General features: G+C 58.3%; 14 protein-coding genes. 1 reads left to right on the forward strand and 13 read right to left on the reverse strand.

The window, feature by feature from the left end:
- Nucleotides 1-14: 14 nt before the first annotated feature.
- The gene (locus AAEZ08_RS03895; protein ID WP_102819865.1) at nt 15-1,166 is read left to right on the forward strand and encodes a hypothetical protein; all 1,152 of its coding nucleotides are present in this window, start codon (nt 15-17) and stop codon (nt 1,164-1,166) included.
- A 20-nt stretch (nt 1,167-1,186) separates the two neighbouring features.
- On the opposite strand, the gene AAEZ08_RS03900 is transcribed toward AAEZ08_RS03895, so the two are convergent.
- The 13 genes from AAEZ08_RS03900 to ilvE all read right to left on the reverse strand — a co-directional run bounded on the left by AAEZ08_RS03900 (nt 1,187) and on the right by ilvE (nt 15,160).
- Nucleotides 1,187-2,068 (reverse strand): WaaZ-like lipopolysaccharide core biosynthesis protein, encoded by an 882-nt coding sequence (locus AAEZ08_RS03900; RefSeq protein ID WP_146029356.1) that lies wholly within the window; start codon nt 2,066-2,068, stop codon nt 1,187-1,189.
- A complete protein-coding gene (locus tag AAEZ08_RS03905; protein WP_500123744.1) occupies nt 2,052-3,122 on the reverse strand; it encodes a polysaccharide pyruvyl transferase family protein in 1,071 nt (356 codons plus the stop codon). Before AAEZ08_RS03905 ends, AAEZ08_RS03900 begins: the two co-directional genes overlap by 17 nt.
- A 70-nt stretch (nt 3,123-3,192) precedes the next feature.
- The gene (locus tag AAEZ08_RS03910; RefSeq protein ID WP_241491483.1) at nt 3,193-4,185 is read right to left on the reverse strand and encodes a glycosyltransferase family 9 protein; all 993 of its coding nucleotides are present in this window, start codon (nt 4,183-4,185) and stop codon (nt 3,193-3,195) included.
- The gene (locus AAEZ08_RS03915; protein WP_180983281.1) at nt 4,175-5,311 is read right to left on the reverse strand and encodes a glycosyltransferase; all 1,137 of its coding nucleotides are present in this window, start codon (nt 5,309-5,311) and stop codon (nt 4,175-4,177) included. The genes AAEZ08_RS03910 and AAEZ08_RS03915 overlap by 11 nt, the downstream gene beginning before the upstream one ends.
- Complete coding sequence (locus tag AAEZ08_RS03920; RefSeq protein WP_500123745.1) at nt 5,304-7,058, reverse strand: carbamoyltransferase family protein; 1,755 nt, start codon at nt 7,056-7,058, stop codon at nt 5,304-5,306. Before AAEZ08_RS03920 ends, AAEZ08_RS03915 begins: the two co-directional genes overlap by 8 nt.
- Before the next feature lie 12 nt (nt 7,059-7,070).
- Entirely contained in the window at nt 7,071-8,516 is a 1,446-nt protein-coding gene (locus AAEZ08_RS03925) for a lipopolysaccharide kinase InaA family protein (protein WP_500123868.1), read from the reverse strand.
- The gene (locus tag AAEZ08_RS03930; RefSeq protein WP_003285225.1) at nt 8,513-9,259 is read right to left on the reverse strand and encodes a lipopolysaccharide kinase InaA family protein; all 747 of its coding nucleotides are present in this window, start codon (nt 9,257-9,259) and stop codon (nt 8,513-8,515) included. Before AAEZ08_RS03930 ends, AAEZ08_RS03925 begins: the two co-directional genes overlap by 4 nt.
- Nucleotides 9,256-9,990 carry a lipopolysaccharide kinase InaA family protein gene (locus AAEZ08_RS03935; protein ID WP_003285226.1) on the reverse strand — a complete coding sequence of 245 codons (735 nt, stop codon included), beginning with the start codon at nt 9,988-9,990 and terminating at the stop codon, nt 9,256-9,258. The genes AAEZ08_RS03930 and AAEZ08_RS03935 overlap by 4 nt, the downstream gene beginning before the upstream one ends.
- Complete coding sequence (gene rfaP, locus AAEZ08_RS03940) at nt 9,990-10,796, reverse strand: lipopolysaccharide core heptose(I) kinase RfaP (RefSeq protein ID WP_058064950.1); 807 nt, start codon at nt 10,794-10,796, stop codon at nt 9,990-9,992. The genes AAEZ08_RS03935 and rfaP overlap by 1 nt, the downstream gene beginning before the upstream one ends.
- Nucleotides 10,797-11,004: 208 nt before the next feature.
- Nucleotides 11,005-12,126, reverse strand: coding sequence for a glycosyltransferase family 4 protein (locus AAEZ08_RS03945; protein WP_500123746.1), 1,122 nt, complete (start codon nt 12,124-12,126; stop codon nt 11,005-11,007).
- Nucleotides 12,126-13,127 (reverse strand): lipopolysaccharide heptosyltransferase I, encoded by a 1,002-nt coding sequence (waaC, locus tag AAEZ08_RS03950; RefSeq protein WP_102819872.1) that lies wholly within the window; start codon nt 13,125-13,127, stop codon nt 12,126-12,128. Before waaC ends, AAEZ08_RS03945 begins: the two co-directional genes overlap by 1 nt.
- Nucleotides 13,128-14,162 carry a lipopolysaccharide heptosyltransferase II gene (gene waaF, locus AAEZ08_RS03955; protein ID WP_102819873.1) on the reverse strand — a complete coding sequence of 345 codons (1,035 nt, stop codon included), beginning with the start codon at nt 14,160-14,162 and terminating at the stop codon, nt 13,128-13,130. It abuts the gene before it with no gap.
- 74 nt (nt 14,163-14,236) lie between these two features.
- Entirely contained in the window at nt 14,237-15,160 is a 924-nt protein-coding gene (ilvE, locus tag AAEZ08_RS03960) for a branched-chain-amino-acid transaminase (protein ID WP_003285232.1), read from the reverse strand.
- Nucleotides 15,161-15,202: the final 42 nt, after the last annotated feature.

A 15,202-nucleotide genomic window follows, 5' to 3' on the forward strand; every position in this document is an offset into this window, starting at 1 on the left:
GCCAAGATCGAGACATGACAAATATTATAGAACTGCAAATCAACAAGAGCACACCTAACCGAATTGAGCTGAACACCGACAGCATCAGCATCTACCTAGAAACAACTGGCTTCGATATAGAGCACGTCAGCGATGACTTCGCCGTATGGATGTTCTTGCCAATAGCCATGAAATGCGGCAAAAACCTTCACATCAGAGGAACTATTGATCCCGTCGTTGCACGCAACGCTGAAAAGCTATCCTATATATGGGCCATGTGGGTGCCGGGCCTTTACTCAACCATAAAGGTTACCGCAGACCACTGCATGCCCACAGCCCCGGTTCAGGAACGAGCATCCGAGGTCATCCTCTTTTCCGGCGGCATTGATTCAACGCATGCCATGATCAAACGAGGCAAGGCGGGCAACGGCAACCTTGCCGTCACAGTTCATGGCATGGACTATAAAGCGAGAGACGACGCGCGCTTTGAAAGCCTGATGGCAAAAGGTCTTCCGCTTATTCAGGACTTAGCCTACGAAAGCGCCTCAGTGAAAACTAACGCTGCTGAGTACGTTGCCCCGTTGAGTTACAGCCATGGTTTTCTGCTGGCCAGTATTCTGTTCCTGTTTTCCGGGCACTTCAAAAAAGGCGTTATAGCTTCGGATTGCACATGGGAGCAGGACATGCTCATCTCGCCCTGGGGTAGTAATCATGTAACAAACGAGTATTTTGCTTCCGAAATTTTCAAACTGGAGACTGCCGAAGCCAGCCTCAGCCGAATCCAGAAAATATCGGCAATATCAGCGCACCCGGTTGCGCTGAACACGGTCTCTTTCTGCAAAAACTATAAATCCCGCCCAGATAACTGCGGACAATGCACCAAGTGCATAAGAACAAAAACGATGTTCATCGCAGAGCTAGGAAGCTGCCCACCAATCTTTCACGTGACCGAATTAACGAAAGAGCAAGTTGCCTCGATAACTCTTGAGAAGAAAAGCGACTTCATGTTCTTCTTCGACGTCGTACTTTCAGCGCGCGCGAACGGAAATCTCGAAAAACTGGCTGGTCTGGAGATTAAAGTTGAGCGCTACATTGCGAAACAGAAAGCGCTGCTGGCAGAAAAGAAACTCAGCATGTCAAAGAAGCTGGCACGCAGACTCTTAAGCATAGCTGGACTTAAACGGTAGCAATAAAAAGCTCCGCCCGATCACGCCAGCGATATTTTCTTGAGCAACTCGTCAAGGTCATTCAATCGTTCAAGCCGCGGAATGACCGACTCGGGCAGGCGACTGCTCGAAAACAGATTATACACTTTGAACTCTGACGTTCGCCTAAAAGCTCGGGACATATACTTAAAGCTGGGCAATATGAGCGCCTCGTAATCATCATCCAATGCGCTACGCATAGGGGCCTCGCCTTCTTCATAGAAGCGACCGGCCCCCGAACTCAGATCTACGCCAACCAGAACGACATGGCTAAAGCCGAGATGATAAGCCAACTGAATCGCAACGTATGGAACCGTCCGAGCACAGAAATATCCCTTTTCTATATTTTTGCTAAAGCCGATGCGATTGGCTTTCTTCGACCAGAGGGAGAACCGGCACATCAGATCGGGATCACGGCGAACGGACCAAGAGAACCGGCGGTCTGACATCGCCCTCCCATGCCACGGACGGTTCAGTCGCTCCACAAGGTACAAAGGACTATTTCCGGGACGAAACTCCTCGTGATGCTTCAATACCTGATCCAGAACAGATGGGCTTAAGGCAACGTTTTCTGAAAACTCTGCCGCTTCGATAACCACTTCGCTTTTCGCGTCCCCATAATTAGGGTCGTCGCAGACATAAAAGTAGGGGCGCACATCCGCCGCTTTGAAAGCAGCCAACGATCCATTGACTGCAAACATAGGCATATGACTATAGCGTTCAATCGGAAAGTTTTTTACCGACGGGCCTGAAGCAATGATAATTGCAGCACCCTTACGGGTACTCCCGCACGCGCTCAGGCTTGCAGTCTGGAAAAGGCACTTACCATTTCGGATGACGTCGTACCTTTTCGTATTCTCGGGCCGCTCAAACACTAACGTCATGATCTTCTCTACGCCTCTCGGCCCGCTGTGCAATTTCTTCGAACATGCGCACAGCATCTCTCCGTGCGTCTGTCTTGAATTTTTCTATGCGCTCTTTTTCAGACTTTGTAAACGCTAGTTGAGAACACGAATTTAATGCGCCGCTATACGAATCAAAGACCCTCTTTTCCAAGCCTATCTCTTCAAGTAACGCCTCAATCTTATGGGTATTCGACGGCACAGCGTAGAACGGTGTACCCGTGACAAGGCAAAGCGTTACACAATGAAAGCGTCCTGTGATCACTCCTTCTGAAGAGGCCAGCGCATGAAGGAACCGATCCCCGGACAGTACCGCATGTCGCCAACGCAACCGATCCATCTTCTTTTTGCCCAAACGCCCAAAGCCTGGCGCCAGATAGCTCTCAGCAATATGCCTGTAGCGCTTCAATCGTTTGATATAACCCTGAAAAGCCAGACGTTTGAAACCTCGCCCAACCCGCAAAGGCGGCAGTGTCCGTATGCTGAGGTAACGCAACGGCATGGAAGCGCTCGAAACTAGGCGTAGCGCTTCAAGCTGACGCTCTTTCAGGACGCTTCCGTTGACTACCAGCCCTTCGCGCGTAGCCGATACAGAGGGAGCAAGCGTGAAAGTGAGGTCAGGCACAACCTCTGCGCTTACCCCGGAAGCGGCCAACTCCTCTTTACTCATTCGATCACGCACATAGATTGCGGCAAAGTCAGTGGCGTATTCCAAAAGTTGGCAATTATCTTGCCACACACTGTTTATCAGAAAGCAAGGCACGCCAACACTGCGACAATATCGCGCGAGCCTCCCGAAGCACAGCGCCGGGTCTGCATCATGATGCATGGTGCCTTCGCCATTCACGATACAGAGGTCAAGCGTGGCGATTTCCGCAATCAGCTGCTGGTCTGACTCCCAATCATAGTTTTTTGGACAATAGCGTCTGACCTGAATACCCGCGTCCTTGCTCAGCTTTCCAAGCTGAGCCATAACGAACTGGCAGCCATGGTGTTCATCGCAGGATGTGTCATTGAAAACGATGGTTTGCAACATGCTTTATCTAGTCAGCTTCGGAACTGCTTCAGGCAGCTGGATGGTCCGGTAGGCGTATAAGATCCGCCGGTTATTTCTTGCAATATCGGCCCAGCTGCGATGGAACACGCCAGACTGGCACAAATGGACGCCAGATATATCGTCCTAAAAGCTTAAACCTATAGTAGGGATGAAGCACCGTATTAAGATTATTGAACCCTGGCCGCCAGGTAAACTGCTCCCCCCGCCTGGTAATCGTAAAGGTCTTCAGCCCAATCAAGGACGCCAAGTGCCCACCGCCGGAGTCATTACTTATGACCACCGAAGCTGTCGACACATGATCGATCAACCCATTGATATCGACAAAACTCCTGACGACAAAGCCGGGAAAAGCCGCTTCCAGCTGCTGATGCTCCTTTGGAACGCCGACGTATTCAACGTCCCAACCATTCTTTCGAATTGCATGCCCTAACAGCCTGAAACCCAGAAGCCAGTAATTCTTCTTCGGCTGAGGAGTCGTCGGAAAAATAAGCACCAAACGACTGCTCTCCCGTTCTTCCAATTGAGATAACAGTTCTCCGCCAGGCTTGACTGATATGCCGAACACGTCGCGAGCATAGGTATCAACCCAGTCGACCATAGTGAGTCCGGCGTCCGAGTCACGGCAGAACGCCGTGCTCGCATCTGCGAAGCGGCGCCCGCGGACCACGACTTCGCGCCCTTGCACACCAACGTTGCGAGGAATTTTCTTTGCGGTCACAAAGGCAACATTCGTAAGGCCATTCGAGAGCTGCGATGCCACTGACGGGCAATAGCATCGCTCGAAACACGCGATAACCAGATCGAATCGATTGGCAACATCCACCAGGTCCTCTTTCCCGTCCTGGCGCACGTCAAGCCACGTAAAGCGGTCACGCGCGGGATACAGCAAACTGCTGAAAAACTGCACCTGCGCGCCTGCCATGCACAAGTTCCAGGCCAAGCGCAGATAGATAGTGACATCACCTAGAGCAGGGAACGGCAGTATGGCAACGCTCATTCCAGCAACACTAAACGGCGGCACACCTTTTTCTTCATGTTCCATTAGCAGCGGCCTTCCCCAGTATCGCAACAACACCTTCCATAGACCAGAACCGCTGGCGAGCAGCTGCATCTGAAAAACGCAGGCGAAGCGCCTTAGCCATGGATTCCCGCTGAGCGGCGAGCGCTTCCGAGCCCTGCCGTGACGTATTGATCAGTACGTCAGACAACGCCCGCTCATCACCCAGACGGAAAAAGACACCACAACCTTCCAAGACCTCGGGAGCCCCCCCACAATCGGCACTCACGATCGGCAACCCGGCTGCCATTGCTTCTAGCAGCACCATACCGAAAGGTTCGTGATCGGAACTCAGGACGAATATATCGAAAGCCTTGAACAGCCGGCGGGCTTCGGCTATCTGCCCTAGGAAATACACTGAAGAGCCGACGCCCATCGCCTCCGCCAAGGCTTTGAGCTCTGCCTCCAAGCGCCCTGTCCCGACAATGACTAAGATACTGCCGTGCGGCAACCGATCTCGAGCGGCCGCGAAACCACGTATCAGCGTCGCCTGATCCTTGTCCGGATGTAAGCGTCCGACATTACCGACAATCCAGGAGTCCTGCGGCAGACCAAGAGCTTGGCGCGCGTCTTCACGGCAAACTTGCTCTGCCTGAACCGCATCGATATCGAGGCGATTGTAGAGCGTTTGTATGCGGTCGGCCTTCCAAGTCGGCAAGCAGCGCCGGATATCGTCACGCACGGCATTGGACACACCGAGAAGCATGAGCCGCTCGCGAAACAGGTTACTGAACGCGCGGCGCGAGCGGCGCGCGTAATCGCCGAACGCGTGATGGACGTTTATGACATCAAGTTTGGTGCCAAGCAACGCGACATATGCCGGCTTGGAACGGTGCGCAATGCACAATGCAAAATCACGCGCGGCCGCTATGCGGCGAATTTCCCGTATGGCAGCCAGCTTGAGACCTCTGACCGCCTTGCTGTCATGACCAAGAAAGATGACCTCGTCAGACGCAGACCCCTCAACAACCTCATCTCTTGGTCTACCTGTCAGGTAGACCGTTGTGACCTTGTAGGAAGTCCCCTGAAATAGCACGGCATATTGCCGTGCGCAATCGAGGAAAGGTCCGTCGTAGCCGTGACAGATCTGGAGGATCCTGCGTTCAGACACAAAGGCGTTCCTCGGCGTCACACTTCACCACCAGCACATCTTCCATGATCAGGTACTGCAGGTCCGAGCCATAGAACATGTTCAGCGCATCGGTCGGTGAGCAGATCATCGGCTCACCGCGGCGATTGAGGGAGGTATTCAGCGACACGCCATTGCCGGTCAGCTTTTCCAACTCCAGCATCAGGTCATACCAGCGCGGGTTGTGGCGGCGCTCGAGAACCTGGGCGCGGGAGGTGCCGTCTTCATGGACCACCTCGCCGACGCGCTCCTTCCAGCCCTCGTTGACCTCGAAGGTAAAGGTCATGAACGGGCTCGGATGATCGACCTTGAGCATCTGCGTCGCAACGGTATCGAGCATGGACGGGCAGAAGGGTCTCCAGCGCTCGCGGAACTTGATTTGTTCGTTAATCCGATCAGCGACGCCAGGGATGCTCGGACAACCGATAATAGACCGCCCGCCAAGGGCGCGTGGGCCGAACTCCATACGGCCTTGAAACCAGGCGACCGGATTCCCCTCAACCATGATTTTCGCTATGCGCTGAGGCACATCGTCGATTTGCTGCCATGCTGGCTTGTTCGGATGACGAGCGCAGGCCGCGATCACGTCCTCGTTCGAGTAGGACGGCCCAAGGTAGACGTGCTCCATTTTCTCAACGGGAACGCCGCGCTGGTGCGAAACATAGGCTGCAGCACCAACCGCGGTACCGGCATCACCAGACGCGGGCTGGACGAAAAGCTCCTTGACCTCGTCACGGGCGATGATCTTCTGGTTGAGCTTGACGTTCAGCGCGCAACCGCCGGCGAAGGCAATCTTGCCGGTCTCGCGGAGGATGTCGCCCAAGTAGTAGTCCATCATCTGCAGCGCGAGTTTTTCGAACAGCGCCTGCATGGCGGCCGCGTAATGGATGTAGGGATCGTCGGCGATATCGCCTTCACGCTTGGGCCCCAGCCACTCGATCAGCTTGGGAGAGAAGTAGTAGCCCTTGCCCTTCTCCTTGTAGCGACGGAAGCCGATGACATTCGCGTAATCGGTATTAATGGTCAGCTCGCCGTTCTCGAATTTGGCCAGTCGCGAGAAATCGTACTTGGCGGCGTCGCCATAGGGCGCCATGCCCATGACCTTGAACTCGCCGTCGAGCATCTCGAAACCGAGGTACTCGGTGATGGCGCCGTAGAGGCCGCCGAGCGAATCCGGGTCGTAGAATTCCTTGATCTTGTGGATCTTGCCGTTCTCGCCCCAGCCGAAGAAGGTGGTGGCGTACTCGCCTTTGCCGTCGATGCCGAGGATGGCGGTTTTCTCGGTGAAGCCCGAGCAATGGTAGGCACTGGAGGCATGTGCCAGGTGGTGCTCGACCGGCTGCAGCTTTACCTTCTTCAGATCAAAGCCCAGCTGCTGCAGGCACCACTCGATGCGCTTCTTGTAACGGTAGTAGCGGCGGTTGCCCATAAGGATGGCATCTAGCGCACGATCCGGTGCGTACCAGTAACGCTTGGCATAATGCCAGCGCGCCTTCTCGAAGATGCTGATAGGCGCAAAAGGAATCGCCACCACGTCGACATCCGCCGGCTTGATGCCGGCCTGTTCCAGGCAGAACTTGGCGGACTCATAGGGCATGCGGTTCTTGGCATGCTTGTCGCGCACGAAACGCTCTTCTTCAACGGCGGCGATCAGCTTGCCGTCGATGTAAAGGGCAGCGGAAGGATCATGACTGAGGGCGCCGGAAAGGCCGAGAATCGTCAATGCCACGGGTAATGCCTCTTAATCTTCGATACGGGTGCCGGGCACCGCGGGTAAACGTTGGTCAAGCAGCTGATGCAAAGCACTATCGGCCGGCCAATTGCGCAGAAAACGTGCGCGATCTTTGGCATAGGCCCGGGCGAAGCTCGAGTCGCTGTTGTGCTGCTGCACAGCATCAAGGTCGATCAGGACCCAACGACCCTGCTCCCAAAACAGATTATGTCCCTTTAGATCGCCATGACTGATGCGCTGACGAATCAGCGCAGCGAACAGTCGATCCAAAGCGGACAGCTCAAGCTCGGGCGGGCAACCATCCAGGTATGGCTTAAAACGCGCGATTATATCTTTACCGTGCAGCAATTCGGTAATTAGCCACGCAGGGCCACGCATCCACAACCAACGACGCTCGATCACAGCCAGCAGGCGGGGCGTGGCAATCCCTAAGAAATCGAGACGGTTACCTTCGACCCAACTGTGCCAGGCCCGGCTGGGGCGCCAGAAGCGTTTGAGCCAATGCAGCGGATTCTTGATGTTGTAGCGCTTGATCAGAAGCGCTCGACCGTTCGACTCAATGCTGGCGACCGTCGCGCTGCCACCGTCTTTCAGAAGCTCGCCTTGTGCGATAAATGCATTGGGATCAGCAAGAACAACCCGCAGCGCTACTTCCTCGTCACGCCGCACCACCTGCGCACCAAACGCGCCGATACGCGCGCTGAACAGACTACAGTCGCGCGCTACCTTCTTCAGATAATCGTTCAAGCGCCAGGCGCGAGTCTTGTGAATGTCTTTGAGCAACGCTTCCAGCGGCAACGCATGCTCGCTATTGGCGAGCAGGTAGTGGACCAGCAGCTCTTCAATGAACGGATCGACCTCCGCGGGCAACTGCGCGAAGAACACGCCAAGATTTTCCAGCACTTGCTCGCGGCACAACGGAGCTCCGGGCACTTTCGCTTTCACACCGCCGCCATCGACAACGTAAAGCTGGTCGCCCGCCCGCAATAAGTTATCGAGATGCAGATCGGCCTGCCAGATGCCGCGCGCATGCATCCTGGCGATCAATTCAAGTGCTTCGCCAAGGACCCCCCTTTGCCCGTCAGACAGCATCACATCAGTTTCTACAGCGCGCCAGGCATCCCAGAGGCTTTCGGCATCGTCGAGCCAATCGAAAATCAGCCAGCCACCTTCGCCCTCCTGCCACCCCTCGGCCAGCAAGCCGGGCGTCGGCAGTTGCTGCTCCGCCATTAGCCGCGCGCCACTTCGCTCGAGCTGATGATGACGCTGCGCTTTGGAGCCCACTATCAGCTTGGCCAGTACGGTGCGACCGTTCCACTCGGCACAACCGACATATCGATGACCAGGCAAAATCCGCAGCCAGCGAACAATATTCAGCACTCCATTACCAGGCAGCGCTACTTGTAGCGGGCTGCCTGGCTGACGCCCCGTACCAGCCAACTGGGACAGATTCATCCACGCGCCTCTTTTTCTCTGCGCCGACGATTGAGGCGCTGCACCCATGAATCGAGCAGGCGATCGTCATCAAGGTAAGTTGACAGCAGGGAGCGCACGCCGTCGTCACCAATACAGGCAGCACGACGCACGAGTGGCTCCAAATCCCTGATACGGTCACGCTGGCCAAACAGCAGCGGGCGCGTTTTTTCCAGATCGATAAGACAAGCCTGCCACTGACCAGCTAGCTCTCGCAGGAAGATATGTTTGGGATAGAAGCAGCCATGCATTTGCCCCGCTCGGTGAAGGGCGCGAGCCAACTTTCCGGTTGCGCGAAGGATCGATTGGCGTTGCGATTCGGCCAGCTGCGGCCATTGAGCTAGCCAACCATCCAAATCCATCCAGCCATCCAACGCACGAGTCAAAAGGACTGCTCGCCGCTCTCCACCCACCTTGCGCTGGCCGAAAAAGCTCGCCTGTAATGCCGGTACACCAAGCTGAGCGTAGCGGCGGATACTGCGGAATTCTCGGGCGAAAGTGGGCTCGCCAAACGGGTGCGTCAGGCTCCGCGTCAGGTGATTGCTCTGCCGTTTGAGGTAGAAGGCCGCGCCATTGAGCTCAAGCCGAAAGACGCTGCTCCACCCTCCGCGCTCGATATTCGGCTCATCCACAGCTTCGAGCTGTACAGCCCAGAGCGCGTCGAAGTCACTTAGGCCGCTGCGCTCAAGTAAAGGACGGTCGGACTCTTCTATGAAATCAGTCATTCTCGTCCCTGAAAGTAGTTCAATATCTGCCGTATCCGCGGCTTGTCCTGGGGTGCCAGCCGCGGGCGCTGGCAATACTGCAAATAGAATCTCAGGCGCTGAGTGCGAGTAAGCTGGTACTTGGCCACCTTGTCCAAACAGGCTAGATCCTTGACGATGCGCCGCTGCAGAAACGGGCCGCGCCAGAATGAGCCGGTCGGACAATCAATCAAATACAAGCGCCGCTGCGGATCAACCAGCAGGTTGCGCCATTTGAGATCATTGTGGGCGAAGCCCCGGTCATGCAATGCGCGAGTCGAGCGCGCCAGTTGCAGGCTGACTTCATGTACCCAGCGCCGATCACGAAGGCGAGGATCATGGCTTGCCGCCAGCAAAGCCAGATCTTCGGTCTGCTCCAATTCGCGGGTGATCAAAGCGCCTCGTAAAAATGCGCCGCCTCGGCGTTCCATGCCGTATGCCACGATTGGGGCGGTCGGGATGCCCCAGCGGCGAAAGAGCATTAGATTCTGCCACTCGGCCTTTACTCGTGGGCGCCCAACGAATCGCCGCAGGCCCTTGCCTGCCCCCGAGTAGCGTTTGACGTAATAACGCACACCATTGAGTTCGACACGAATGACTTCCGACAACGGGTCTTTCGTCAGGCGCTCACCCTCAAGCGCAAATACAGTCATCAGGCTGCCGAACTCATCCCGAAGGTCAGCGTATGCTGGATCCAGTGTCCAGCCAGCCATCAAAGTGCCCCTCCGTAGCGCTGCTTGCGGCCCTGCAGTTTTTCCGCCCTGCGCTGCAACCAGACCAGCAGGGACGCCTCCTCGTGCAGGATTTCGCGCACTGGTTGCTGGAAGTAGTCGCGCAGGAAGCGCAACTTGTCGCCACGGGTCAGGCCGATCTCCAGTGCCGAGAAATACAGTCCTGCCAGGTCCTTGTTGCGCCAACGCCGCGGCGTCTGGCTGCGGGCCTGCGCGCGGTGCAGGTCGATCAGCGACAGACGGAAATCACTTGCTGTCACCGGCTTGTCGGTATGCAGCAGAAAGTGGCAAATATAGAAATCGCGGTGATTGACGCCGGTGCGGTGCATGGTGCCGGCCATGCGCGCGACTTCAGCGATGAGTGCTCGTTTAAGCAACGGCGCAGGTGGCTGTTCACGCCAGTTGGCCGTGAAATCCTCAAGACTGACAGTCGGCGCCAGCTCTTCGGTGATGATGAAGGAGTGTTGAGTCGCAGGATTGCTGCCACGCTCGCCGTAAGCAACTGCGGTCATGGTAGGAACACCCACTTCATGCAGCCGCTGAATCGCGCGCCACTCCTGACCAGCGCCAAGCACTGGCGCCTTGGCCGTGAGCAGATTTTTGGTGATCTCGCCCCAGCCGATGCCACGGTGGATCTTAACGAAGTATCCGCGTCCCTCTACCTCGGTACGCAGCGTGCGGCGGCCTTCCAGCTCGCGGTAGACCTGACCGTCAAGACGCTCGACTTCTACGAAGGGATCCTTGCCGTGCCAGAGGCTTTTGAACGGCTCCGATAAAATCAGTCGCATGTAGCCTCCGCAGCTCGAGGCATCAACCCTGGTCGAGCTGGAAACCCGCGCAGGCCTGCAGGCTGCAATCGCCGCGAGGGCGCACCACCCACGGAATCGGCGGGCACTCGACACGTTTGTGGGGGGCCCGACATCGGGGCGAGGCTTTTGAGTGCTGTGGGCAAGCCTGTGGCTTGCGATCGGCTTGGGGACATGCCGGTCATGGGCCTCATGCCTGCTCTCCAAGGATCACATCGGCCGCCTTCTGCGGCATGGAGTACAGATCGGCGCTGGCGGCATACGCCAACCCGTTGCGGCTCCAGGTCGCGCGCTGCTGCTCGTCGCTCAGCATCTGCGTCAACAGCTGGTCGAGCGTGCGCTGTTCGAACGGGCTGGGCACCACGCGACCGCAGTCGGCGTCGGTAATGTAGTGCGCATAGCCACATACATCGGTTACCAGCACCGGCAGCCCGGCCACCAGCGCTTCCAGCAACACGGTACCAGTGTTCTCGTTGTAGGCCGGATGGATCAGCAGGTCGGCGCCAAGCAGGAAGCGCGGGATGTCGCTACGCCCCTTGAGAAACTCGACCATGCCGGAAACGCCCAGCGTCTTGGCCTGCAGCTTGAACGGCTTGGGATCGTCCTGGCCGATCACCAGCAGCCGTGTGCGCTGGCTCAGCTCACGGGGCAATGCGGCGAGCGCCTTGAGGCTGCGGTCCAGCCCCTTGGTCTTGAAGCCGGAACCGATCTGCACCAGCAGCAGTTCTTCCGACCGGACCTCGAACTCCTCGCGAAACTCGGCACGGATTTGCGCGGCATTGGCCGGCGCGCGGCGATCCTGGGCGGTGCCCGGCGGCAACAGGTGAAAGCGTTCGGGGGGCGTGGCGTAGTGTTTGACGAACAGCGGCTGCTGCACCTCGGAGATCATCAGGATTTCGGTCTTCGCCTCGAGCGCGAACACCGCGCGCTCGTACTCGGCGAAGTGTTTATAGCGACCCCAGCGGCGATAGATAGGGTTGCGCAGGGTCTGCGCCTTGTCCTCGAAACAGGGGTCGGCGGCGTAGTACACATCGAGCCCGGGCATCTTGTTGAAGCCGATCACGCGGTCGACCGGCCGCTTGGCCAGATCCGCCTCGACCCAGACAGTGAAGCGCTCGTTGCGGGTGTGGTTGAACAGCGCCTTTACCGGGGCGATCAGTACCTCGAAGCCTTCAGGCACGTCACCTTCCCAGATCATCGCGTAGACGCGGATCGAGTGGCCGCGACGCTGGCATTCGAGGGCAATGCGCATGAAATCGCGCTGCAGCCCGCCAAAGGGAAAGTACTTGTAGAGAATGAACGCCAATTGCATCAGACGGACTCCGGGGCCCGCAGCAGGGCTTTCAGTTCGGTGACGACGCGCTCGGGGCGCAAATCGTCGAAACAGGGCTTACGCCGATCACCGCGACCGGCATTCGGCCCGCTCGCGCACAGGTGCACCTGAGAGCGCCCATAGGCGCCGACTCGCCCGGGCAGGGTCGGACCATAAAGCGAAATGCTCGGCACATCCAGCGCCGCGGCCAGGTGGCCGAGACCGGTGTCCACCGCGACGCAGGCGCGTGCACCGGCGATGACCCGGGCCACACCGGCAAGATTGAGCTTCGGCAACACCGCCGCGCCGGCTATGCCGCTGACGATGCGCTCGGCCCGCGCCTTCTCTTCGGCATTGCCCCACGGCAGGCGGATCGCCCAGCCGAAATCGCTCATGCGCTCGGCCAGCTCACGCCAGTAGGCTTCCGGCCAGTGCTTGCTCGGCCAGGTGGTGCCGTGCAGGAACAACAGATAGGGCTGATCACTCGGCGCGGCCATCTGCTCGCGATTCAGGCCGTAGTCGGCAACATCCTGCGGCAGCGGATAACCGAGCGCCTGAGCGAATAGCTGGCGCACCCGCTCCAGCGCATGCTGCTCACGCGGCACGGCATAGCACCGATCATAGAAGCGTGTCGCCAGCGGCTCGCGCGCCGAATCGCGGTCCAGCCCGGCGACCGGCGCCTTGACGTAGCGGGTCAGCCAGGCGCTCTTGAGCAAGCCCTGGGCGTCGATTACCAGGTCGTAACGACTTTCGCGCAGACGCGCCTTGAAGCGTCGCCACTCGCCGCTACGCAGGGTATCGATCGGATGTTTGCGCCAGCGACGAATCGCCACCGTGATCACCTGCGCCACCGCTGGATGCCAGGCCGGGATCTCGGCGAAGCCCTCCTCTACGACCCAGTCGAACTGAATGCCGGGCAGCGCCCGCTGCGCGTCGGTCAGCGCCGGCAGGGTATGCACGACATCGCCCAACGACGAGGTTTTGACCAGCAGGACCTTCAATCAGCGTACCTCGACCGACTGCGGAGCCAGGCGATCAAGCGCCTCGATCGCCGCGCGCGGCTTCAGCTCGCGCATGCAATTGTTGTGGCCGAAACGGCAGGTACGCTCGAAGCAAGGACTGCAATCCAGCCCTAGGCGCACCACCTCGACTTGCTCGGAAAGTGGTGGGGTGAAGGCTGGCGAAGTGGAGCCGTACACGGCCACCAATGGCCGGGCCAGCGCAGCAGAGACGTGCATCAAACCGGAATCGTTGGACACCACCGCATCGGCACAGGAGAGCAGGTCGATGGCCTCGGCCAGGCTGGTTTCGCCGGCCAGGTTCACTGCTTCCTCGCGCAAACCAGGAATCAATCGCGCAAGAATCTCCTCGCCCACCGGATGATCGTTTTTCGAGCCGAACAGCCAGACTTGCCAACCGTCACGAATCTTCAGCTCGGCGACCTTGGCGAAGTGCTCGGCCGGCCAGCGCTTGGATTCGCCGAACTCGGCGCCCGGACACAGCGCCAGTACCGGACGATCCAGACTGAGGCCGAAACGTGCCAATGCCGCATCGCGAGTCACGGGGTCGATACGCAGCGAGGGGTTCGGATACGGTCTGGGCAACTCGGCGCCAGGCTCGAACGCCAGCGCCATGAAGCGCTCGATCATCAGCGGATAGCGCTGCTTGTCGAGCTTGCGCATATCGTTTAGCAGACCGAAGCGCATTTCGCCGCGCCAGCCGGTGCGCTTGGGAATACCGGCGAAGAACGGCACCAGTGCCGACTTCAACGAATTGGGCAAGAGGATCGCCTGCTCATACTGACCACGCAGGCTCTGCGCAACTGTGCGCCGGGTCGCCATATCGAGCACGCCGTGCCCGACCGGAAAGCTCAGCGCCTGACGTACCTCGGGCATGCGCTCGAGAATCGGCCGGCTCCACTCGGGCGCCAGCACGTCGATCTGGCAGTCGGGATGGCGCTGTTTCAGGCAGACGAACAGCGTCTGCGCCATCACCATGTCGCCAACCCAGCTGGGTCCCACAATCAGAATATTCATAAAGGCAGCTTCAAGCCACGAGCCTCAAGCTGCAAGCGGTAAACCATCGGCCGCGTGCAGCTTGGTGCCTGCGCTTACTTGACCAGTGTCCGCCATTCGGCATGCGCCGCGGTCTTGCCGGAGACCAGATCGAAGTAGGCTTTCTGCAGCTTCTCGGTGATCGGGCCACGACGGCCGATACCGATGGCGCGACCGTCCACTTCGCGAATCGGCGTGACTTCGGCGGCGGTACCGGTGAAAAAGGCTTCGTCGGCGATGTACACCTCATCGCGGGTGATGCGCTTCTCGACGATCTTCAGGCCGTGCTCGGCGGCCAGAGTCAGCACGGTGCCACGGGTGATGCCGTTCAGGCAGGCGGTGACTTCCGGGGTGTAGATCACGCCATCCTTGATGATGAAGATGTTTTCGCCCGAGCCCTCGGCCACATAGCCTTCGGGGTCCAGCATCAGCGCTTCGTCGGCGCCGCCGGAAATGGCTTCCTGCAGGGCCAGCATCGAGTTGATGTACGCACCGTTGGACTTGGCGCGGGTCATGGTGATGTTGACGTGGTGGCGGGTGAAGGAACTGGTGCGCACCTTGATGCCCAGCTCAAGCGCCTCGTCGCCCATGTAGGCGCCCCAGTGCCAGGCAGCGACGATCACGTGCACTTTCAGGCCGCTGGCGCGCAGCCCCATGCCTTCACTTCCGTAGAACACCATCGGGCGGATGTAGGCGCTTTCCAGGTTGTTCTCGCGAACTGCGGCGCGGGTCGCCTCGTTGATCTCTTCCTTCGAGTACGGCATCGGCATGTTCATGATGTGAGCCGAATCGAACAGGCGGTCGGTGTGCGCCTGCAGGCGGAAGATCGCCGTGCCATCCGGGGTGTTGTAGGCGCGAACACCTTCGAACACGCCCATGCCGTAGTGCAGGGTATGGGTCAGCACATGGGTGGTCGCATCGCGCCACTGCACCAGTTCGCCGTCATACCAGATGACGCCATCACGATCGGCCATCGACATCTTGCCAGCTCCTCAGAATTCGATATTGCTCGGTAGCCCGAC

The organism is Pseudomonas sp. E45-MNA-CIBAN-0222 (assembly GCF_040310405.1).
GTDB lineage: Bacteria > Pseudomonadota > Gammaproteobacteria > Pseudomonadales > Pseudomonadaceae > Stutzerimonas > Stutzerimonas stutzeri_AC.

Coding starts and splice junctions, on each gene's coding strand:
- AAEZ08_RS03935 (WP_003285226.1), bottom strand. CDS start 9,990: ATGGCTGGCTGGACACTGGATCCAGCATACGCTGACCTTCGGGATGAG.
- rfaP (WP_058064950.1), bottom strand. CDS start 10,796: ATGCGACTGATTTTATCGGAGCCGTTCAAAAGCCTCTGGCACGGCAAG.
- waaF (WP_102819873.1), bottom strand. CDS start 14,162: ATGAATATTCTGATTGTGGGACCCAGCTGGGTTGGCGACATGGTGATG.
- AAEZ08_RS03900 (WP_146029356.1), bottom strand. CDS start 2,068: ATGACGTTAGTGTTTGAGCGGCCCGAGAATACGAAAAGGTACGACGTC.
- AAEZ08_RS03930 (WP_003285225.1), bottom strand. CDS start 9,259: ATGACTGATTTCATAGAAGAGTCCGACCGTCCTTTACTTGAGCGCAGC.
- AAEZ08_RS03905 (WP_500123744.1), bottom strand. CDS start 3,122: ATGTTGCAAACCATCGTTTTCAATGACACATCCTGCGATGAACACCAT.
- AAEZ08_RS03945 (WP_500123746.1), bottom strand. CDS start 12,126: ATGCAATTGGCGTTCATTCTCTACAAGTACTTTCCCTTTGGCGGGCTG.
- ilvE (WP_003285232.1), bottom strand. CDS start 15,160: ATGTCGATGGCCGATCGTGATGGCGTCATCTGGTATGACGGCGAACTG.
- AAEZ08_RS03910 (WP_241491483.1), bottom strand. CDS start 4,185: ATGGAACATGAAGAAAAAGGTGTGCCGCCGTTTAGTGTTGCTGGAATG.
- AAEZ08_RS03895 (WP_102819865.1), top strand. CDS start 15: ATGACAAATATTATAGAACTGCAAATCAACAAGAGCACACCTAACCGA.
- AAEZ08_RS03925 (WP_500123868.1), bottom strand. CDS start 8,516: ATGAATCTGTCCCAGTTGGCTGGTACGGGGCGTCAGCCAGGCAGCCCG.